At 63.4% G+C, this 21,727-nt stretch carries 15 protein-coding genes; 3 read left to right on the top strand and 12 right to left on the bottom strand.

What is annotated here, in order from left to right:
• Window positions 1-105 precede the first annotated feature (105 nt).
• From BL8807_RS04930 to BL8807_RS04910, 5 genes are all read right to left on the bottom strand, one after another.
• Window positions 106-2,991 carry a glycoside hydrolase family 3 protein gene (locus BL8807_RS04930; RefSeq protein ID WP_072726928.1) on the bottom strand — a complete coding sequence of 962 codons (2,886 nt, stop codon included), beginning with the start codon at window positions 2,989-2,991 and terminating at the stop codon, window positions 106-108.
• Between the two features lie 68 nt (window positions 2,992-3,059).
• On the bottom strand, window positions 3,060-3,758 hold the full coding sequence (locus BL8807_RS04925) for a hypothetical protein (RefSeq protein ID WP_226847487.1): 699 nt from the start codon (window positions 3,756-3,758) through the stop codon (window positions 3,060-3,062).
• Window positions 3,759-3,771: 13 nt separating this feature from the next.
• Window positions 3,772-5,298, bottom strand: coding sequence for a family 43 glycosylhydrolase (locus BL8807_RS04920; protein ID WP_072726927.1), 1,527 nt, complete (start codon window positions 5,296-5,298; stop codon window positions 3,772-3,774).
• Between the two features lie 272 nt (window positions 5,299-5,570).
• On the bottom strand, window positions 5,571-6,938 hold the full coding sequence (locus BL8807_RS04915; RefSeq protein WP_072726926.1) for a GHKL domain-containing protein: 1,368 nt from the start codon (window positions 6,936-6,938) through the stop codon (window positions 5,571-5,573).
• A complete protein-coding gene (locus BL8807_RS04910) occupies window positions 6,935-7,657 on the bottom strand; it encodes a LytR/AlgR family response regulator transcription factor (RefSeq protein ID WP_072726925.1) in 723 nt (240 codons plus the stop codon). The genes BL8807_RS04915 and BL8807_RS04910 overlap by 4 nt, the downstream gene beginning before the upstream one ends.
• A 156-nt stretch (window positions 7,658-7,813) precedes the next feature.
• On the opposite strand from BL8807_RS04910, the gene BL8807_RS04905 reads away from it, so the two are divergent.
• The 3 genes from BL8807_RS04905 (at window position 7,814) to BL8807_RS04895 (ending at window position 13,428) form a co-directional block, all read left to right on the top strand.
• Window positions 7,814-10,531, top strand: a complete 2,718-nt coding sequence (locus tag BL8807_RS04905; protein WP_072726924.1) for a YhgE/Pip domain-containing protein — start codon at window positions 7,814-7,816, stop codon at window positions 10,529-10,531.
• Entirely contained in the window at window positions 10,528-12,690 is a 2,163-nt protein-coding gene (locus BL8807_RS04900; RefSeq protein ID WP_072726923.1) for a YhgE/Pip domain-containing protein, read from the top strand. The genes BL8807_RS04905 and BL8807_RS04900 overlap by 4 nt, the downstream gene beginning before the upstream one ends.
• A 69-nt stretch (window positions 12,691-12,759) precedes the next feature.
• Window positions 12,760-13,428, top strand: a complete 669-nt coding sequence (locus BL8807_RS04895) for a TetR/AcrR family transcriptional regulator (RefSeq protein ID WP_083570333.1) — start codon at window positions 12,760-12,762, stop codon at window positions 13,426-13,428.
• Between the two features lie 142 nt (window positions 13,429-13,570).
• Here the strand turns inward: BL8807_RS04895 and BL8807_RS04890 are convergent, their stop codons facing one another.
• From BL8807_RS04890 to BL8807_RS04860, 7 genes are all read right to left on the bottom strand, one after another.
• On the bottom strand, window positions 13,571-14,116 hold the full coding sequence (locus tag BL8807_RS04890; protein WP_193057507.1) for an FMN-binding protein: 546 nt from the start codon (window positions 14,114-14,116) through the stop codon (window positions 13,571-13,573).
• Window positions 14,117-14,144: 28 nt separating this feature from the next.
• A complete protein-coding gene (locus tag BL8807_RS04885) occupies window positions 14,145-14,945 on the bottom strand; it encodes an ABC transporter ATP-binding protein (RefSeq protein ID WP_072726936.1) in 801 nt (266 codons plus the stop codon).
• A 153-nt stretch (window positions 14,946-15,098) separates the two neighbouring features.
• Window positions 15,099-16,370 (bottom strand): ABC transporter permease, encoded by a 1,272-nt coding sequence (locus BL8807_RS04880; protein ID WP_083570331.1) that lies wholly within the window; start codon window positions 16,368-16,370, stop codon window positions 15,099-15,101.
• An 80-nt stretch (window positions 16,371-16,450) separates the two neighbouring features.
• Window positions 16,451-17,749 (bottom strand): ABC transporter permease, encoded by a 1,299-nt coding sequence (locus BL8807_RS04875; protein ID WP_072726920.1) that lies wholly within the window; start codon window positions 17,747-17,749, stop codon window positions 16,451-16,453.
• A 9-nt stretch (window positions 17,750-17,758) separates the two neighbouring features.
• Complete coding sequence (locus BL8807_RS04870; RefSeq protein ID WP_072726919.1) at window positions 17,759-19,030, bottom strand: Fe-S-containing protein; 1,272 nt, start codon at window positions 19,028-19,030, stop codon at window positions 17,759-17,761.
• Window positions 19,031-19,302: 272 nt separating this feature from the next.
• The gene (locus BL8807_RS04865) at window positions 19,303-19,938 is read right to left on the bottom strand and encodes an iron transporter (RefSeq protein ID WP_072726918.1); all 636 of its coding nucleotides are present in this window, start codon (window positions 19,936-19,938) and stop codon (window positions 19,303-19,305) included.
• A 52-nt stretch (window positions 19,939-19,990) separates the two neighbouring features.
• Window positions 19,991-21,727 carry an FTR1 family iron permease gene (locus BL8807_RS04860; protein WP_370737564.1) on the bottom strand — a complete coding sequence of 579 codons (1,737 nt, stop codon included), beginning with the start codon at window positions 21,725-21,727 and terminating at the stop codon, window positions 19,991-19,993.

Here is a 21,727-nt window from a genome sequence, read left to right as displayed (position 1 = left end):
GCATTCCACCATAGACCCGCATACATGAAAGGGCGGCCGGCGTATGCGCGCCGACCGCCCGATCGCAAGGAGAAAGGGAGAAGCGAATCAGTTATCGGAATGCCGTCACTCGGCGGCAGGCACCTCCTTCACCACGGTCTTGGGTTTGCGGTTGCGCAGTATCAGAGCCGCGATGCACAGCACCATAAGCAGGGCAAGCTCCACACCCAAAGCGACGGAGTACGCCTGCCAGTTAGCGATGTTCACCGGCATGAGGTTGCCGTTAGCCATCGCATACAAGGTGTTATGCGCGGAACGCTGCAGATAGTAGATATCCGCATCGCTTTCGGCTCGCACCGAAATGCCCCAACGAGTCAGCCAGCCGTCAAGGCCCGCACGCATCGCAGCATTCGCGCCTTCGGCCATGCCGCCTTGATCCATATCGGTCAGCACCTTGCCGTTGAAGCCCCACTCGTTGCGCAGCACCTCAGTCAACAGGCTTGCGTTTGCGCCGGCATAGGTATCGCCGATGAAGTTCATGCTGGCCATCACCGCGGTCGCGCCGCCCTTCTTCACGCAATCCTCGAAAGGCTTGAGATAAATCTCACGAATGGCCTGCTCATTCGAGTAGGTGTGGAGATTCTCATGGCGCACGGATTCCATGTCGTTGAGCGCGAAATGCTTGATGTAGACGATCAGACCGCCTTCACGGGCCGCCTTCACCTGAGCGCTGGCGGTGGTTCCGGCCAGAACCGCATCTTCGGAGTAGTATTCGAAATTACGACCGGAGAACGCCGAACGGTGATTGTTCATCGCAGGCGCATACCAGCCTGAAGTTCCGTAGTACTGCGTCTGATCAGCCATTTGCTCACCGAACTCAGTGGCGATATCCACATTGAATGTGGCGGCCAGCAACGGAATGCAGGGATAGGCGATACCATTCATCGACGTGGTCCACATCGACGAGATACCCATTGGACCGTCCGAATCAACCGTACGGAAATCCTTACCAATGGACAGCAACGACGGCGAGGCGTAGGTGGAATCCTCAACCAACGACTTCAGCTCATCAACCGTCAACTGCTTGATCAGCTCGTCCCACTGCGGATCGTCATAGTCGAGCCCACGAACGTCATCCAGCGTCAAATCGCCGTCAGCGGCGTAGTCGACGCCCTTGGTCATCGACGGGATGTTCTCGTCATAAGACGGATCGTAGGCATCCTTGTCATCTTCATTAGCAGTGGAATTCACTTCGTCGGACACGGATTCCATCGCCTCAGTGTAATTGGCGAATCCATCGGCACGGCTGAGATACACGCCACGAGAAGCTTCATCGAACTGATTCGAGGCGGACTGCCCATCGGAGGAGCGCTGATTATCACCGGAGTAGAAGTAGCTCTCGGCAAGTTCCGACGTCACTTCATCCAGTGATTCATGCGCATTGGCGCGAACGGAGAATACGTATTCGCCCGCATCCAGCATGTACGAACCTTGCGTGCCGTCACCGTTGTCATGCGAAGTGTCGTAGGCGGCAAGATCCTCAACCGGCACCTCGATCGTGACGGTTTCGCTGGCGCCTGGCGCAAGTTCCGCGGTCTTGCCATAACCGACCAGTTGCACAGCGGCCTTTTCAACGCCGTTCTCGCGGTCGTAATCGGTATACGGCGCGGTCATGTAGAGCTGCACGACTTCCTTGCCAGCCACGCCACCGGTGTTGGTGACTTCCACGTCAACGCTGACCGTTCCCTTCGGATCCAGCGTCGAAGCGTTGAACCCGGTGATCGTCTGCGCGAACGTGGTGTAGCTCAGGCCGGAGCCGAACGGGAATGACACGATGGAGTCGTAGTCGCTGCCGTAATCGAAGGTTTCGCCGGTTGTGGTGTTGGTCACCACCGCACCCTCGGCATAGGCGGTCTCATACCATTTGTATCCCACATAAATGCCTTCGACATAATCCACATAGTGGCTGGCTTCAGCATTTGACGCGACCTGCGTACCGTAGTTTTCGTTCGCAGGAGCGCTGTCGTTATCGGTGACCCAGGTGTCCGGCAGCTTGCCGGATGGGTTGATCTCACCTGTCAGGATCTTACCCAATGCGTCGAAGCCGTACGGTCCGGGCAATCCGGCCCACACGCATGCGTCAACGTCATATTCATCCAGGAAACCCATTTCAAGCGCGTTGGCGCTATTGATCACGACGATGACCTTGTCGAAGGTTTCGCTGGCACGCTGCATCAAGGCTTTCTCGTTGTCATTGAGTTGCAAATAGTTCGCGTCGTCGATCTGCTCGTAAGAGGTCAGGTCCGCTCCCTCGCTGCCCGTACGCCCCAGCACGATCACCGCGGTGTCGGAGTACTCCTTCATCGATTCGAAAGAGGCGTCTCCGGTGAACTTGTCGATGGTCACCTCATCGACCGTCAACGGGGAAACATGGAAACCGATCTGCACCGGCTCCGGAGGCAGCACCTCATACACACCGGCGGACTGCAACGCCGGGTTGATTTCGATGCCCGCATCTTCCAGCGAGGACAGCACATCCGCCGAATCCTCCGTGGCGGACACACGGCCAGAACCGCCACCGCTGAAATACGGGTTGTAGGCATAGTAGCCCAACAGATTCACCTTCGCGCCTGACGACAAGGGCAACGCATCATTGTTGTTGCGCATCAGCGTCATGCCTTCTTGCCCGATCTGTCGAGCCAGATCCTTCCAGTCGTCTTCGGTGGTGTCCACTTCCTCCGAACCGACCGCGCCCACATAGAACACATTGTTGAGCTGGTTCGCGAACATGTTCGTCGCGACGCCAAGAGCCACCACTGCGGCCAGCAACAGCACGCCCAGCGACCCCAGGATACCGTTGCCCACCTTAAGGTGTTTAACAGCACGACCTTCCCGGTAGCGTTTGCGCGTACCCAGTGCCAACGCCACCGCCGCAATGACGATGATCACCGCCAAAACGGCAATGCCGATCATGCAATACATGGCGAGTTGTCCGCCACTGCCTTCCTTCATGTCGTCCTCCTTTGGACTTCTCTCTAGGTGTGAGGGCGTCGCGGCTGCGCCACCCTATCAGTTGAACGTCACTTTTGTTTGAAGATGATCTTCATGATGGGGTAGAAGACCCAGAACGAGATCGCGCAGTTGATGAGCATGGTCACCAGGTCGGCGACCGTGGCGCCGGTGCCGGAGCCCATCACGCCGATGCACCAGCCGTAGAGCGGCGCCTTGTACAGGCCCTGCAGCGCGGCCGCGCCGATCGTGATGATCACGTAGGCGAGCACGTACCAGGCCGCGGCCTTCCACACGTTGCCGGTGGATTTGAAGGTCACGTTGCGCTGGGTGATGAAGTTGATCACCTGCGCCACGGCCATCGCGATCTCCACGGCGAGGAAGTACGCGAGTCCGCCGCCACCGCCGGACGCGATCGAACCGGCCGCGTAGTCGAACACGTAGTAGGCGCTGCCGTCGATGTTCTGCCCGACGGGGAGCACTTGGAACGTGGTGTCGACCAGCGCGGTGAAGCCGAACGCCCATTTGAGCACCGGCATCAGCACCAGTTGCAGCACGGTCACCGCGTTGCACACGATGAAGAACATGATGAACTCGGCCAGTCCGTGATGCTTGGCGTCGAACGCCGCCCACCAGCCTTTGACCGCGCGCACGACGGCGTTGCCCTGCATGGCGATGCCGCCGCCCGCGCCGGAGTCGCCGCCGACTTCGCCGTTGACGTTGGCTCCGACGTTGGCCTCAACGTTGATTCCGACTGTGTTCTGTGTCATTGTTTCACCTCCTTTAGTTGAGTTCGAACGACTGGAAATCCATGGACCCCTCGCCCCGGTATGTGAAGTACAGGGCGGACGGCCGGTCGCCGACGGCGGATGGATCGGCCGGAGCGCCATGCGCGCCCCACGCCTCTCCCGCCGCGGATTCGCCCGCCCGCACGGGGATTTCGGCGATGACGCGCCCGCCGTCCGGGTCGAGGCTGACGCGCATCACGCCTTGCGCCGGCCCGCGAGCACCGTCTCCCTTATGGGTACGCACGGTGACCGAGATCGACGAGACTTGGTCGAGTCCGTCGAAGTATTTGAATCCGGCGACCGCGCCGTCGCGCATATTGGCGATGTATTGCTTCGCGACCGGTGTCGCTCCCGCCGCGGCCGGGTTCACGTCGCGCCTGTCCTGCGTGAAGTAGGGATGTGCGGCCAGCCGCTTCTTCGGATTCGACCCGTCGTATCGGCCCGCCCCGTCCGCGCTCCACAGGTTGCAGGCGATGCACGCCTCGTAGATCCCCTTGCCGCGCAATGGTCCGCCGTTGAGACCGCAGCTGGTGACTTCGGCCTGGGCGAACCGCCAGACGCCCCGCTCGTCGCGCGTGGCCTCCAGCTTCTCCGCGCAGGCCTGGCGCGCGTAGGAGCTGCGGTTGGTCTGACGATGGTAGAAGGTGTAGAAGTCGTCGCCGATGCGCAGCATGCCGCCGTGGGTGTTGCCCGTATAGTTCGAGGCGGTCTTCTCGTCCGTATGGCCTTCAAGCCCCACGTCGCCGATGCTGACCAGCGTGCCGCCGAACTCGAAGCCTTCGGTCGGCCGATCGGAGACCGCATAGCACAGTTCGTGGTTGAGTCGGGACGAGTACACGAAGTAGTAGCGGTCGTCGTATTTGCGCATCGAGCTGGCTTCGAAGAACTCATGCCCGGCGAAGGATCCCGGCCCCGACTTGGGGAACAGCAGCTTCTCCGGCGTTTTGATGGTGACCATGTCGGCTTCGAGTTCGAGCACGTACCCGCCGTCAAAGCCGAGTTCGCGGCCGCCGGTCGCGATGGCCGGCACGGGCGTGTAGAAGCCGGAGTACAGGTAGACGCGGTTGTCGTCGTCCACCAGCACGCCGGGGTCGAAGGGGAAGGAGTCACCCTTGCGCCGGCCCCACAGGGTGCCGTCGGGGTAATGCACGTGGCCGTGGAATTCGAACGGACCTGCCGGATGGTCGGCCACGGCCACGCCCATCAATCCCATGAAATCGAAGGCGTAGTACAGGTAGTAGCGGCCGTCCGGACCGACGGTCACGTCGGGCGCGAACAGCAGTCGCAGGCCGAGACGGTTCTTCGGATCCTGGTTTTTGCGGTAGATCACGCCCTCGTAGCGCCAGTCGCTCAGGTCGCCTACCGGGGCGGACCAGGTGACGTAGTCGTTCACGCAGAACATCGGAGCGCCGAAGCGGTCGTGCGAGCCGTAGATGTAGACCCGGTCGCCGAACACGTACGGTTCGGCGTCGGGGATGTACTCGCCGGCCGGCAGATAGGGGTTGAACGCTTGGCTGCTCACGTTAGGTTCCTTCGTCGTCGAAAACTCCACATTGATGTTGGAACCATATTCGCAAAGCCGGGCGCGGCATGGACGCCCGTTGCACGAACGGAAAGTTTATTGCACGAACGAAGTGGGGAGATTCCTCGACTCCGCTCGGAATGACGAGAGGACCACCCGGAATGACGAGAGGGACTCCGCCCGGGACAGCCGAAAACCCACCCGACATGGCGGACCTCACTCGTCATCCCGAGCGGAGTCGAGGGATCCCCGCGTCAGAAAACGACCGACGGCTATCGCAGGGGTAGGAGGACGGTGAGTTCGAACCAGTGGTCTTTGGGGCCGACGGTGAGGGTGCCGCCGTACTGGGCGACGGTGTGGCGCACGCTTTTGAGGCCGAAACCGTGGTAGCGCTTGTCTCGTTTGGTGGTGGCGGGCAGATCGTCGTTCGCCGACGACGGCAGGGCACGCGTGGCACCGGCGACTCCGCCTGCACCACGCCCCACGCCGGCGTCCGCGTCCATCAGGTAGTTCTCCACGCGCACGAGCGCGAAACCGTTCGCCTCGGAGACCGAGACGTGGATCAGGCGCTTGGCGGGGTCGGCGATGCGCCGCTCGTATTCGATGGCGTTGTCGAGCGCGTTGCCGAATATCGTGCAGACATCCATCTCGCTCACGCGCGCGAGCAATGCGCCGTCGGCCACGCAGGTCAGCTCGATGCCGTCCTTCGCGCACACCAGTCCTTTGGCGGTGAGCATGGTGTCAAGCACCGCATTGCCGGTTTTGTATTGCGCCTCGTATGTTTTGATGCCCTGTTCGATGTCGTCGAGGTAACGCTCGCGCCGGTCCGGGTCGCTTTCGCGCCGCAACACCGCGATCTGGTGTTTGAGATCGTGGTATTTGTGGTTGATGACGGCCACGCTTTCCTTCGACTGCTGGTATTGCGCGTATTGCATGTCGAGCAGGTTGCGGATCGAGTCCAGCTCTTTGCGCGCGTGGTTCTCGCACAATTGGATATGGAAGGCGTACATGAAGGCCACGCCGCCGAAGCCGACCAGCGTGCGGATGTTGAACACTTCGGTGCCGATGGTGCTGGTGAACGGGGTGGCGGTGGAGACGTAGCTCAGATTGCTCAACGCGAATGTGGTGCCCGCGATGATCACCGCCGTGAGCAGCTCATGGCCGGTGACGTCGGGCGCGGCGAGGTCGGGCCGCCGCTCCAGCAGCACCACCGCACCGAACACGGCGCCATACACCACCAGCAGCATCAGCGCCTGCACCCAAACGGCCTGGCTCCAGCCGTACCGCGACACCATATGGAAGTACAGCTGCCATTCGATGGACGCGGCGAATTCGGCGAGCAGGAACGCGCGCATCAGCCAGTAGACGGCGGTGACGGCCGTGAAGCGGCAGCACACCCATATCGTCAGCAGCATGACGCCCAACGCGAGCGCCATGCCCGGCAGCCACAGGGCCAACGGCACGACACCGATGCCGATCTGCACCAGAACCAGCGCCGCAAGCGAGGCCACGGCCACCGCCACGTCCCGCGGGCGGGGCGGCTTGCGCACGCATAGGCCGATGATCACCATGCACGACAGCCATTCGGCGAGCGCCGTGTAGATCTTCGGAATATCGGGGATGACGCCGACGCTGTTCATTTGGCGACCGCGCCCAGATAGTTGGCGAGCGCGTCGAGCAGTTCGCGCTGTTTGGCGCGGCTGACCATCACCAGGTCGCCGCCGACCTTCGCACAGCCGTCTTCGACGCCGCGCACGTGGGCGAGGTTGACGAGATAGCCTTTGTTGCAGCGGAAGAAGCCTTCGTCGCGCAGTCGTTCCTCCACCTCCTTCATGGATGAGGTGGTGGATTCGAACACGCCCTCCTTGGTGTGGTAGGCGAGGCGGTGGCCGCTGCTTTCGATCCACAGAATCGAGGAGACGGGCACGCGGCTGGTGCTGTTTTTGGCTGTGATGGTCACGTAGGTCTCCTCGCGGCGGCGCATGCGGGAGATCGCGCGGCCGAGCCGTTGGGTGAACGCGAAGTAGGAGATGGGTTTGAGCACGTAGTCGAGCGCGTCCACTTTATAGCCTTGGATCGCGTATTGGGCCATGTTGGTGATGAACATGATGACGACCTCGCGGTCGATCTCGCGGATGCGTTCGGCGGCGGTCATGCCGTCCATCGAGGCCATTTCGATGTCCATAAGGATGATGTCGTAGGCGGTGCGGTAGTTCGCGACGATGTCCTCGCCGTCGGGGAAGCGGGTGACGGCGAAGCGTTCGCCGATCTCCTCGCCGTAGCGTGTGAGGTAGTCCTCAAGCGTGCGCGCGTATTCCGTTTCGTCTTCGACGATGGCGACCTGTATCACCGCTTCCATCACCTCCTGGCGGAGCCTCGACGCCCCGAGCCCATCATAACTTACGGCCTCAGCGCGGCCAATGGCGGCGGGGTGGTGTACGCTACATGGGGCGTAGCGCTACGGCAAACGTATCGCTACGCACATCGTAGCGAACACGTCGATCAAGGGGAATCCGTGGGCAATATCCTCGCCATACTCAAACGCGATATCCTGCGTCTGCTCAAGGTGCCCACCGCGTGGGTGATCATCCTCGGCCTATCCGTACTGCCCTCGTTCTACGCGTGGGTCAACATCATCGGCTTCTGGGATCCGTACGGCAACACCGCCAGCCTGCAGATCTCGGTGGCCAACAACGACCGCGGAAGCGACGGCGATCTGCTCGGCGACATCAATCTCGGCGACCAGATCGTCGACCAGCTGAAAGAGAACCACGACATCGGCTGGCGTTTCACCGACGCCGAACAGGCCATGGACGACGTGCGCTCCGGCGACAGCTACGCCGCCATCATCATCCCCAAGGATTTCAGCGAGCGTCTGGCCTCGCTGTTCAGCGGCGACGGCGAGCGCCCGGAGCTCGAATACTACGTCAACGAGAAAACCAGCCCCATCGCCCCCAAAGTCACCGATTCCGCGGCCAACACCGTGGACCAGCAGGTGAATTCCGCGTTCGTCTCCACCGTCAGCGAGGTCGTCACCCAGGCGCTGAACGACGCCGACGACCAGGTCTCCGCCTCAACCAGCGAAGCCAGCTCGAACACGGTATCCGCGCTGCGCACGGTGGTGGACAATCTCAGCAAGGCCCGCGAATCCATCGCCGCGTTCAACGAACAGACCAACACCACCCCGGACGACATCCAAAGCGCCAAGCAGGCGCTGCAATCCGCGCGCCAACTCGGCAGCGACGCCAGCCAAAGCCTGACCACCGTCTCCGGCCTCATCGCCTCCACGCAAACCTCACTGAACGGATTCGTCTCCACATCCTCGTCGGCGCTCGACCAAAGCAACAGCCTGCTCTCGCAAGCCACCACCCAAGCCACCGGCACCGTCTCCACGCTCGCCGGCAACATCACCACCGCCAACGGGCATGTGGGCGGCGCGCTGGCCACCCTGCAGGACGTCAACGACCGGCTCGAACAGACCATCGACGATCTGGAGACGACGTTCCCCGAGTATTCCGACATCGCCGACCAGCTGCGCGAGGCGAACGCACGCACCAGCGAGGCCATCGACTCCCTCTCCGCGTTGAACACGTCGCTCGGAACCACCGCAAGCGACACCGGCAAACTGGCCGACAATCTCAACTCGTCCGCGCAAAGCACCCTGTCCAACGCGCAAACCGCGCGGCGCAATCTCATGGACGGCGCGCTGCCCCAGCTCACCACCGGTCTGACCACGCTCGGCGGCGCGGCCGGCACACTCGGCGGCCAGATCGCCAGCCAATCCACCCTGCTCGACCAGGCCGACCTCATCCTCGACCAGGTGAACCAGGCCGTGACCAACGCGCGCACGGCGCTGGACCGCACCGACACCTCGTTGGCGGGACTCGAAACGCGGCTGAACACCACCATCACCGACATCAGCGCGCTGACCACCACCAGCCTGCTTTCCGAACTGTTCGGAGGCGACGGCGACCTGGACGTCAACGCCGTCGCGGACTTCATGCTCTCCCCCACCGTGCTCGACACCCAAACCGTCTATCCGGTGAACTCCTACGGCTCCGGCATGGCGCCGCTGTTCACCAATCTGGCGCTGTGGGCCGGCGCGTTCATGCTGGTGGCGCTGATCCGGCTGGAAAGCGACGACGAAGGCATCGAAGGGCTGACCGTCACGCAGGCGTATATGGGCCGGTGGGCGCTGCTGGCGATCGTCGCCGCCGCGCAGGGGGTGATCGCCACCGTGGGCGACCTGATCATCGGCGTGCAGACGGTGAACGCCGCGGCCTTCGTCCTCACCGGCGTCATCGCCTCGCTGGTGTACATCTCCGTCGCCTACATGCTCGCCGCAACATTCCAGCATGTGGGCAAAGCGCTGATCATGGTGATGATCATCGTGCAGATCCCCGGCGCGGGCGGCATGTATCCCATCGAGATGATGCCCGACTTCTTCCGCAACCTGCACCCCTTCTTCCCCTTCACCTATGCGATCGACGCGTTCCGCGAGACCATCGCCGGCTTCTACGGCACCACATGGGCGGTCAGCATGGCGAAGCTGCTGCTGTTCGCGGCGCTCTCGTTCGCCGTGGGATTGTACGTCCGTCCGATGCTGGCGAATCTCAACCGGCTGTTCGCGCGCGAGATCGCCGAAAGCGACATACTCAACGGCGAACCGACGCTGCTCAAAGGCCACGAGTACCGCATCTCGCAGATCGTGCAGGCCTTGGCCGACCATGACGAGTACCGCGCGGCCATCGAGGCGCGGGCGGCCCGGTTCACCACCCTGTACCCCCGGCTCAAGCACGGCGCGCTGATCGTGGGATTCGTGGTCCCCGGCATACTGGCCATCACCTTCTCCCTGACCACGGGCGCGAAACTGGTGGTACTGGGCACGTGGGCGATCTGGGTGCTGATCGTCATCCTGTTCCTCATGATCGTGGAATTCATGCACGACAGCCTGCGACGGCAGATGGCCCTCGGAAACCTAAGCGACGACGAGATCCGCGCCACCCTCGCGCAACGGCGGCGCAACACACGGACCAGCCGACGCGCGGCCGCCGCGCGCTCCATGCGAGGCGCGCAACACGACCCCACCACCCGTCATTCCGAGCGGAGCCCGGAGGGCGGAGTCGAGGAATCCCCGCAGGAGGGATCCTTCGACTCCGGCTCCGCCTCCGCTCAGGATGACGAGGATAGACAGACACGAACCAACGAAGGTACTGAAAGGAGCGACGCATGAAGGCCATGTGGAAGCTTTTCGTCGGCGACGTCAGGCGCATCACCAGCAACGTCGTCTCCATCATCATCGTGATCGGCCTGGTGGCCATTCCCAGCCTGTTCGCCTGGTTCAACATCGCGGCCAGCTGGGATCCGTTCGACAATGTGAAGAACATGAAATTCGCCGTGGCCAACACCGACGAGGGATACCAATCCGACCTCATCCCCGTCAAGATCTCCGTGGGCGACCAAGTGGTCAACGCCCTGCGCGCCAACAGCCAGCTCGACTGGACCTTCACCACCGAAAGCGAGGCCATCGAAGGCACCAAATCCGGCGAATACTACGCGGCCATCATCATTCCGGAGACCTTCAGCGCCGACATGATGACCTTCTTCTCCGACGACGCCGACCACGCGCAGCTCACCTATCTGCGCAACGAGAAGAAAAGCGCGCTGTCGGCGAACATCACCGGCCAGGGCGCCGACGAAGTGGCCAACGAAATCAACACGATCTTCGCGCAGACCATGACCAGCACCGCGCTGGACATCATCTCGGCGCTCGCCGACCAGCTCGACGACCCCGAAGCGCAGACCATGCTCACGCGCTTCACCACCAATATCGCCGACTTCTCCACCCAGCTGACCGGCGCGGCCGACACCCTCGACACCATCGGCACGCTGGTCGATTCCGCGGACGACCTGCTGTCCAGCTCGTCCACACTGCTCGAGCAGACCGCCCAGGCCGCCACCGACACGCGCGGACAGCTGGCTGACGCCAAGCAGGGCATCACCAGCGTGGGAGACGCGCTGAGCGGCAGCGTCAGCACCGTGCAATCCTCGCTTGAGACCAGCGCCGACAGTCTGGACTCCGTCTCCGACAGCGTCGACACGCTGTTCGACGACGCGGCCGCCAACGCCGCCAGCGCCGCCCAGGCGTTGCGGACGCAATCCGACGCAATCGCCGCGCAGGCCCAGGCCTACCGGTCCATCCTCACCGCGCTGCAGAACGCGGGATACGGGGATTCCACCGTCGCACAGTCGATCGAACGCGCCATCGAGCAGCTCAACTCATTGAGTGCGACCTTGGCCAGCGCGGCCACCCAAGTCGAATCCAGCGCCTCGGACACGGCCGCCCAACGCGAGCAGATCCAACAGCTCATCACCCAAGCCACCGACTCCATCGGCACGGCGAAACAGGACTTCACCAACAGCATCGCCCCGCAGATCAGCCAACTGGCAGACACGGTCTCCAGCGCATCGTCCCTGCTCGGCGAGGACGCCGCCCAGCTCACGCAAACCCTGGACCAGCTCGACGGCACCGCCGCATCCGCCTCGGACCAACTGGCCAGCGTTCGCGAGATCCTCGACTCCACCACCTCCCAGCTGCGCGAGGCCGGCGGCAAGCTGGCGGATTTCAACACCGACCTGTCTCAGGCGTTGGCCAGCGGCGACACAAGCCAGATACGCGAAGTGCTCGGCGACGACACGGAGACCCTGGCCGCCTCGCTGGCCGCGCCGGTCACGCTCACGCGCAAGGCCGTGTATCCGGTGGAGAATTTCGGCTCCTCCATGACGCCGTACTACACCTTCATTCCGCTGTGGACGGCCTCAATCCTCATTCTGCTCTCCGTCAAAACCACCGTCTCACGCCGCCGCCGCGAGGAATTGGGCGACCCGAGCTCGAACCAGATGTTTTTGGGACGTTTCGGCGTGTTCGCCGCCATCTCGCTGCTGCAAAGCACGGTCAGCTGCGCGGGCAGCCTGCTGTTCCTGCGCGTGCAGGCCGTGCATCCGCTGCTGTTCATGCTCTCCGGCTGGGTGGGCGGACTGCTGTTCGCGTTCATCATGTACACGCTGGTGGTGAGCTTCGGCAATATCGGCAAGGCGATCGGCATGCTGCTGTTGGTGTTCCAGGTGTCCGGCTCGGCCGGCTCCTACCCCATCCAGGTGCTGCCCGACTTCATGCAGGCGATCAGCCCGTTCCTGCCCATCACGCACGCCATTCGCGCCATGCGCGCGGCGATCGCGGGCATCTACCAGAACGACTTCTGGATTGAGATCGGCATTCTGCTGGCGTTCTCGTTGCCGTTCCTGCTGCTTGGACTGGTGCTGCGCAAGCCGCTCACCGGACTGAACCGTTGGATCTCCGAGCAGCTGGAACGCACCAAGCTCATCGGATAGCGCCGGCTGCGCGCGTCTCGACGGCGGGACGCGGCCGCCCGGCTCCATGAATCATATGTGAGAGAGAAGATGACAACAAGACATTCCGAGACGGGTGCTGCGGCCACGCCCACGGCACCCGCAGCGTCCACGGCACCCGCAACGCCCACGCCCGACCCCGCCCCCTCGCGCACGCCTTCGCCGCGTTGCGAACGCACGCGCGAGGCCACCGACCGTAAGATCGCGCAGGCCACGCTGCAGATCGCCACGTCGAAAGGCGTCGGCGGCGTGACCATCGAGGAGGTGGCGCGCGTGAGCGGCGTGGCGAAAACCACCATCTACCGCCGTTACCGCAACGCCGACGATCTGCTCGGCCAGGTGCGATCCTGGCAGCTCGACGGCTTGCAGGATCCGGGCGAGTTCAAGGCGACGCAGGCGGATTTCGCGCGGATGATGAGCCAGGTGGTGCGCCGCTTCGATTCCGGCATCGGCATCAAGGCCGTCGGCATCGTGCTTTCCAGCGACGGCGAGTTCTTCCAAGGCATACTCGACCAGGTGGTGATGCCGGCCAAGGCGCGGTTGCGCGAGTATGTGCGCCAGGGCGAGCAGGAGGGCGCGCTGCGGCACGGCATCGATGTGGATTTCCTGTTCGGCACGATCGTGGGGTCGATGATCGCCTGCGAAACCCTGCACGGCAAGGTCGACGACGCCTGGGGCGCCAATATCAGCGCGCTCGTCTGGCCCAGCATCGCAGCGTAGACCGACGGGCCGCCGGCCTTCACGGGCGTGCCGGGACCTTCGCGAATGCACCCGGGCCTTCGCGAGTACACCGTAACTTTCACGAGCGCACCGGGGCCCTCGCGGACGCACCCGCGGTCCGGGATTCCGCCGGAATCCGCCGCTACTGGCTGACCGACGCCTCCTGACGCACGACCTTCAGCGCCTCGTTGAAGGCGTCGGTGGTCCAGCTGGCGCCGGCCACCGTGTCGACCTCGAGGTCTTTGAGCGGCTTGCCGTCCACCACGCCGTTGATGGCCTCGGCGAAGGCGTCCTGATGGTTCTGGGAGATCGTGGTGAACGGGTGTCCGACGATCTCCACATTGTCGATGGTGCCGTCCGTGATGGTGACGTGCACGTCGATGGTGTCCTCGCCGATCGGGCCGTACTGGCCGTTGACCGAATACGTGCCGTCGGCGTAGACGCCGGTGTCCTGCTTCTCCGCGTCGGACGAGGAGTCGGCGCCGTCCGCGTCGCTCGAATCTGCGTCCGAGTCCGACGAACCGTTCGACTCCTGCGCCTGGGATTCGGCGGTCTCTCCGGAATTGCCCGCGTACTCGTCGTCCATCGGCGTGGCCGTCGGCTCGCCGCAGCCGGCCAGCAGCGCGCCGGCCACCACCAGCGAGGCGGCGGCGAGGGTCGCCGCGCGCACAGTGGATTTCGGATTCAGTTCCTTCTCGTCGTTCATAGCTTCCACCTTATTCCAGATCGCCCGTCTTCGCCGCCTTGGTGGGATTCGCGAAGGCGACCGGGGCGTCGCCGTCGCGCTGCGCGCCTTCGGCGGTCGAACCGGTGAAGGCGGGTTTGCCGCCGGCCGCCTCATAGGCCTCACGCGCGGTCTCGTTGTTCCACTGCTCGCCCACAAGCACGCCGTGGTTGAGCATGATCTCACGGTCGGCGCAGCTGGCGACCAGCGCGTCATGCGTCACCACGATGATCGTGGTGCCCTGCTCGTGCAGCTGGCGGAACAGATCGAGCACGATCCGCTCGTTCTTCTCGTCGAGGTTGCCGGTGGGCTCGTCGGCGAGGATGAGCTTGGGGCAGTTGATCAGCGCGCGGGCGATGCACACGCGCTGCTGTTCGCCGCCGGAAAGCTGGCCGGGCAGATGGTGCGCGCGATCCTTCAAGCCCACGCGGTCCAACGCCTCCAGCGCCTGCCGCTGGTCGACGACGGAATGGTAGTACTGCGCGACCATCACGTTCTCCACGGCCGTCAGATGCGGCACGAGATAGAACTTCTGGAACACCAGACCGATCATGTTCTTGCGCACGTCGGCCAGCTGCGAGGCGTTGAGATCCTCCAGCCTGCGGCCTTCGAGGCTTACGGAGCCTTTGGACGGGGTGTCCATGCATCCGATCATGTTCATCAGCGTGGTTTTGCCGGAGCCCGACGAGCCGACGATGGCGAGCCACTGGCCGGCGGGCACGGTGAGCGTCAGGTCGTCGACCGCGTGCAGGTCGCCGTAGATCTTCGAAATATGATCCAGTTCAAGCAGCATGATGAGCTCCATTCATGAAATCTCTCGCCATTGCGAGCGTTCCACCCGCCATTCCGAGCGGAGTCGAGGAATCCCGCAATCGAGATCCTTCGACTCCGGCTCCGCCTCCGCTCAGGATGACGACATCGATACGACAACAATCAGGACGCATGGTTATTCCTCTCTTAGGACGACGGCGGGGTCGATGCGGGTGGCGCGACGCACCGGGGAGACGGAGGCGACGACGGCGAGCACCATGCTCAACAGCACCGAAGCCAGACCAAGCAGGCCGTTGAACGCCAGCGTGCGTTCGAAGACGTTCTCGCACAGCACGCGGGCGAGCGCGTACCCCAATCCCATACCGACCAGACCGCCGATCAAACCGTACAGCGCGGATTCCACGAAGAACTCCACCGCCACCGACGCCGACGAGGCGCCGAGCGCCTTGCGCAGACCGATCTCGTTGCGCCGCTGCGACACGATGGACGACATGGTGGTGGAGACGCCGACGAGGGTGAGCACCAGCACCACCAGCGAGACGATCCAGAACAGGGTTTGCAGCATGGCGATGATGCGCTGGTTGGAGGCGGTCATTTTGGTGACCTGCTGCGCGGAGACGCCGAGCGCGGTGTCGCTGTTGAGCGTGGAGACCAGCGCGCTCAGTTGTTCGTCGCCGGCGCTGGATGAGAATTCGATCACATCCGGACCGCGTTCGCCGGCGAGCGCGGCGACATCCGAGGCGACGGCGTAGACGATCTCGTCCTCGCTGCCGCCGGTGTCGAGGATGCCGGCGACGCGGTAGTCCACACCGTCGGTTTCAAGGATGTCGGTGGAGACGCGGCCGTCGCGCATCTGGCCGGAGACCGAGTCGGAGTCGGCGTCGGCGTCGGAATCCGCGTCGCCGTCCGTTGCACCGTCGGAATTGTCGGAATTGTCGGTGTCGCGGTAGCCGATGGTGATGGTGGAGCCGACCTCCAATCCCATCGCCTCGGCCACGTCGGTGCCGACCAGCACATTGCCTTCGCTGGGCCACGAGCCGTCCACGCTCCAGTGACGGTTCAACGCCTGCACCTCGCTCACATCGATGCCGGCGAGCACGTAGGGGGCGGAGTTGATGCGCACCGTCTCATAACGGTAGGTGGCGGCGCGCGCTTCGGCCACATCGTTCACTTCGTCTTCGATGGACCGCACGGTCTCATCGTCCAACCCGGATTGCGAGGTGACGATGAGATTCGCGCCATACGAGCGCATCTCCTCATTCATCTGCTGCGGCACGGTCAGGCAGATCGCGGCCAGACAGAACAGGGTGGCGGCACCCACCAGCGAGGCGACCACCGCCATCAACGCGCGCGAACGACGGCGGAACACCGCGCCGAACAGCATCGTGAAAAACATCCTGCGATTGGAAAAATCAGTCGAGACTCGCATACCAAACTCACCGTCCATGAAGGGTTTCCGCCGACGAACAGTCCAGTGGACTGTCCGTGACCGAGACCGCAGCTGCGGTCGAGATTAACGAGCGAAACTCAGCGTCCATGAAGAACCTCCGCCGGTCGTACCCTCAATATCGCCCGCATCGACGAAACCGACGCGAGCAGAATCGTCAACGTGAGCAGCACGAACACGAGCACGAACACCATCGGCCGCATGGTGATGCCCGAGCCGAACACCACCTGTCCGATCAGCTGCGCGACGGCCGAGCCCAATCCCGCGCCGACCAATGCGCCGGCCAGCGAGATCACGGCGGTCTCCATCAGCATCAGGCGGATCACCGCGCCGTCGGTCGCGCCGATGGCCTTAAGCAGCGCCAGCTCGGCCGAACGTTCGCCGATCGAGGCGGCCATAAGGTTCGCCACGGCGATGGCGGCGGCGAGCAGGCTCAGCGCGGTCATCACGATCATCACCGCACGCGTTTTGGTGAGCACGTCGCCCTGCAGGGATGCGACCTGGCGCACCTGCTTGGCCACGGCGCCCGGAATCACCTCTTCGATCTGGTAGGCGATGGACGAGGCGTAGGCGGTGCAATACCACGTCTCCCAATCCTCCTGGCTGAGCGCGGCCGGATTCTTCGCGGCGCGGCGGGCCAAGTCGTTCTCGGGCGTGGTCAGGGCCTTGACCTCGATCTTATCGACCTTGTCGGGCAAATCGGCGAGAACCTGCGCCACCGAGGAGGCCATGTACAGCGAACCGTTCTCCTCGTCGCCGGAATCGTAGACGCCGACGATCTCAAGCTCCTGCGTGCGGGTGTCCCCGGAGGCGGTCTGCTTGGTCAGGGTGATCGCGTCGCCCACGCCCACGCCCAGCTGTTCGGCGAGCTCCTTGCCCATCATGGCCTGCGCGGTGTCGTCTTCGGGCCATTCGCCTTCGACGGTCCACCACGAGCGCATGCCTTCGACGCCCGCCACGGTGGTTTCGCCGGTTTCCAATTGCAGGCTTTTGTTGAACCATGTGCCGACGACGGGCACGCTGGTCTCGCCGATTGTGGCGTGGATGTTGAGCTGCGGCGCGAAGTTGGTGATGTTGAACGCCCAGAAGATGGTTTTGATCTTCACCGCGTCCGACTCGTTGAGGAAGGAGGTCGGGTCGGCCTCGCTTTGGCCGGATTCGGTGGAGTACAGGTCGGAGATCACCGCGTCGGATTTGGGTTGCACGGTGATGTTCGAGCCGTAGGTGGACAGTTCGGCGTTGAGTTTGTCGCCCACGTCGAACACCACGCCGAGCATCGCCACGGAGACGGTGGCCGACAGGCATACGGTCACGGCGATGAGCAGGCGACGGCGCAGCTGCCTACTGAAGGAGCGGAATACCATGCTCAGGAAGAACATCACGCCTCCTTACTGGAAATGCGCCGACAAGGCGTCAAGATCGGCGGTTTGGATGGTGATTTCGCCGTCGCCCACCGTATAGTCGAAGGGCACCGGGTTGCAGCCGCCCTTGAATCCGATGGTCGCGAGGTTGATGGCCACGTCGCAGCGCTTGCAGATGATTTTGCCGTCCTGCTCGTAGTAGCCCGCGTCGCCGCAGGTTTCGCATGCGTCGAGACCGATGCCGTACGCGCCGCCGTTCTTCTTGATGATGATGAAGCGCATCACGGTGCCGTCTTCGGCGGTGTATTCGAAGCGGTGCAGATGGCCGTCGCTCACCTGGTCGAAGGTGATGGTGGCCACGCCGCCCTCGAGCGAATAGGGTTCCGGTTCGGAAAGCTCGGGTTCTTTGTTGTTCTCGTATATGCCCCAGGTGAGCGAGACGGTGACGGCGACCATCGCGACCAGACTCCATGCGGCCGCCGCCTTGGCACGGCGTTTGAACGCGATATGCGAGCGGACGATGGCCTCGTTCGCGCCCGTTTTCGACATGCGGAAGCCCGCCACCACGGAGGCCACGGCGGGGATGAGGAATACCAGCGCCTGCGCGATGGTCAGCTGCGTGGTGTGGTTGTGGAACAGGATCAGCGTGCGGAAGGCGGGGCCGTGCAGCACGAGGATGAGCATGTTCATCATCAGGGCGAACAGCTCGGTCAGATGGTGGATGAGGTTCAGCACCACCACCAGCAGGGCCGCGAGGGTGAAGGACCAGCGCACGGCGGTGGACCGCATGGTGCGGAAGATCGCCGCCGTGACGACGGCGGTGCCGATGCCGAGCGCGAAGCCGAGCGCGCGCAGCAGCATCTCGGAGGTGAAGGGTGATTCGTCCGGTTCCACGAAGTTGGTCAGCTGCAGGATCACGTCCGGCGTGATGTAGAACGTGGTGAACGCGATGCCCAAGCCCGCCACGGCGTTGGCCGCGTGCAGGGCGAACGCGTGGCGGTGCCAATCACGGGTGAGCTTGCGGGCGGAAAGCACGACGGCGATCATCAGCACGTCGAGGATGACGCAGCCGATCAGTGTCGGCAGGTTCACCGTGGAACGGCGGTCGACCACGGCGGTCGCACGCAGCGCGGCGAATATGATCGCGCCCGTCAGACCGACCAGCAGGCCGGCCAGACGCCAATGCGCGCTGACGGGCTTGTCACGCCCCTCGCCCACGGTGAGGAGCACGCTCATGCACATCACCAGTAGACACGGGCCGAGCATTCCCGGCAGCGCCTGCACATATTGCCCCAGCATGTATCTCCTTCAATCGGTTATCGTGGATAACCCTTAAGTACGGTGATGGGCACTTCACGTATTCGGACGTGAAGTGCCCTATGTGGAAGGTTACTCACTTTCCACTATCCGTAGCTTTCTCACTATCTGAGAATTGTTACGCGCCGAAATTGTGGCGCGCTTGAAATCCGATAGAGAGCCCACTGGGCTCTCTATTATTCGGATTTCAAACGACCCTGCGACGCTCGCAACGCTACCGCTGCTCGCTGCTTGAGACAGTCCACTGGACTGTCTCACCACTGATGAACCGTGTAGTCCCAGTCGAAGGTGGCTTCGAGCGGCTCGGTCCAGAAGCTTCCGGTCACGCCGGTCTCCTTGTCGACGTGCAGCAGCCAGCCGTTCTCCTCCGGGGAGTGGATGGTGAAGGTCAGCGTGTACTCGCCGTCCTGGTCGAGCGCGATGTTCGCGCCGTAGTGCGGACCGTCGGAGGCGTTCATCTCCATGAAGGTGCCTTCCTGCACCACGGAGCCGTCGGACTTGTTGGCGATGGTGTAGTCCACGGTGAGCTTCGGAATGAAGTCGCCTTCGCCGTAGCCCAGGTTGTTGTCGGCCAGGGCGTGGATGTCGGCCTCGAGATGCAGGTTGGACTCGGCGGCGGACAGACCCATGCCGGCCGGTTCCATATCCACCGGCTGGAAGTACACGGCGGCCACGTTCAGCACGCCGACCTCCTGGTCGGTGCCGATCGGGATCTCCTCGAAGCCGGCGTCGTCGGCCGTATCCGTGGTGTCCTCCGTGGTGGCGGAGGTGTCGGTGTCGGCGGTGGCGTCCGACGCGGTGTCGGTGTTGCCGCAGGCGGACAGCGAGAAGGCCATCGAACCGGCGAGCAGAACGCCGAGCAGAGCGGCGAGCTTCTTGTTCTTCAACATGATGTTTCTCTTTTCTTTTCCTGTGGTTTGACTAGGGAAAAACTTTTTTGGACTACGCGGCGGTCTTGTCCAACGAGGCCTTGGCCCTGCGCTGTTTAATGAATCCGACCACGAACAGGGCGATCACGGCCACGGCCGCCAACGCCTGGGCCACCAGGGTTTCGACGTACGGGTAGAAGCCGAGCCAATCGTTGGTGGGCACGCCTTCGAGGTAGATGCCGCTCAGCACATCGCCTTCGATCAGCGAGTGCACGCCGCCGCCGGCGAAGATGACGACCAGAATGGACATCAGGATGCTGGTGACGAGGAAGAACGGGCCGATCGGAATCCTCACGGAGGTGAAGCGGATGATCACGAACACGATCACCAGCACCACGGCCGCGGCGATGCCGCCGATCCACATGCCCTGCGAATCCTGGGTCATCGAATAGATCGACTGGTAGAAGATCACGGTTTCGGCGCCTTCGCGGAACACGGCGAGGAAGCTCAGCATGGCGAGCGAGACCACCGTGCCCAGCGTGGTCTTCTCGGCGGCGCCCACGGTGGTGTTCGCCGCGGCGACCGCGGATTCGGTTTTGGTGCGGATGTAGCGGTTCCACGCCTCGACGCTGGATTTGTTGAGCATCCAGTTGCTGGTCCACAGCAGCATGCACATGGCGATAAGCGCGCACACGCCCTCCATGGTCTCCTGCACCGGGCCGGAGCCGCCGAACAGCAGCATGAAGACCACGGCGACGATGCCCGAGCCGATCAGGCCCACGACCACGCCGAGGTAGATCCACTTGGTGAAGCGTTTGTTGCCGGATTTCACCAGATAGGCGATGATGGCGGCCACGACGAGCAGCGCCTCGAGTCCCTCGCGCACGAGGATCAGGAAGGCCTGTCCGATGGAGCTGGTGACCCACTTGGTGAAGCCGCTCACGTTCTCGCCCGCGCCTCCGTCGAGTTCGGCACCATCCTCGACGAGCATGGCGCTGAGCTCTTCGATGTATTGGGTGGCGTCCTCGCCCTTGACCATGGCCTTGCGCGCGTTCTTGAAGGTGCTTTCCACCTTGGAGACGCGGTCGCCGCCGATGGCGTTCATCACGTTCTTCTCGAAGCCGAGTTTCTCGTAGTACTGGTAGTAGGCGTTGTTCACGCCGTCCGAGCCCTTGGTGCCGTCGGTTTTGGAGTCCTCGAGCGCCTGGTCGAGGATTTCGACCATTTCGGCGGCCACGTCGCTCCATGAGCGGTCGCCGCGGCCGGTGTTCTTGTTCACCTTGTTGGCGTCGAGCACCTCGCGTTCGGCCTTGGTCTTCTCCTCGCGGGCCTTGGCGTAGTCGCGCGGGGCGGCGAGGTCGGCGTTGGCGTCGAGCGTGGCGGCGGTGGCGTCGAGTTCGGCGCTCAGCGCGGCGGTCTGCGTCTCGATCTCCGCTTCGGAGCCCTGCTTGTAGGCGAGCTGCTGGATGGATCTGAACTGTTGGGTCTGCGACTGGTAGGTCTCCGCGCCGATGGTGTCGTTGGTCACGGTCGCGAAATTGGAGGCCACGTAGATGGCGTTGAGCGCGGCGCTGAAATCGGCCGCGGCTCCGGCGCGGTCGCCGTCCTGGTAGGTCTGCGCGCCTTCGGCCAGACGCTCGTCGATCGCGTCGGCGATGGCGCTCCACGAATCGTAGTCGGCGTCGTCCTCATCCGCATGGGCGGTGGCGGGGACCATCATCGCGGCCATCATCAGCGCCGCCACGACCAGCACCAACCATGCGCCCAGCTTCGCCGTCACACGGCCGGTGCCGTGGGATGCCGTCGCCAT

Source organism: Bifidobacterium lemurum (assembly GCF_014898175.1).
In the GTDB taxonomy this organism is placed as follows: Bacteria; Actinomycetota; Actinomycetes; order Actinomycetales; family Bifidobacteriaceae; genus Bifidobacterium; species Bifidobacterium lemurum.
The sequence above is the reverse complement of the archived record's forward strand: the minus strand, read 5'-3'. Positions and strand labels throughout refer to the sequence as shown.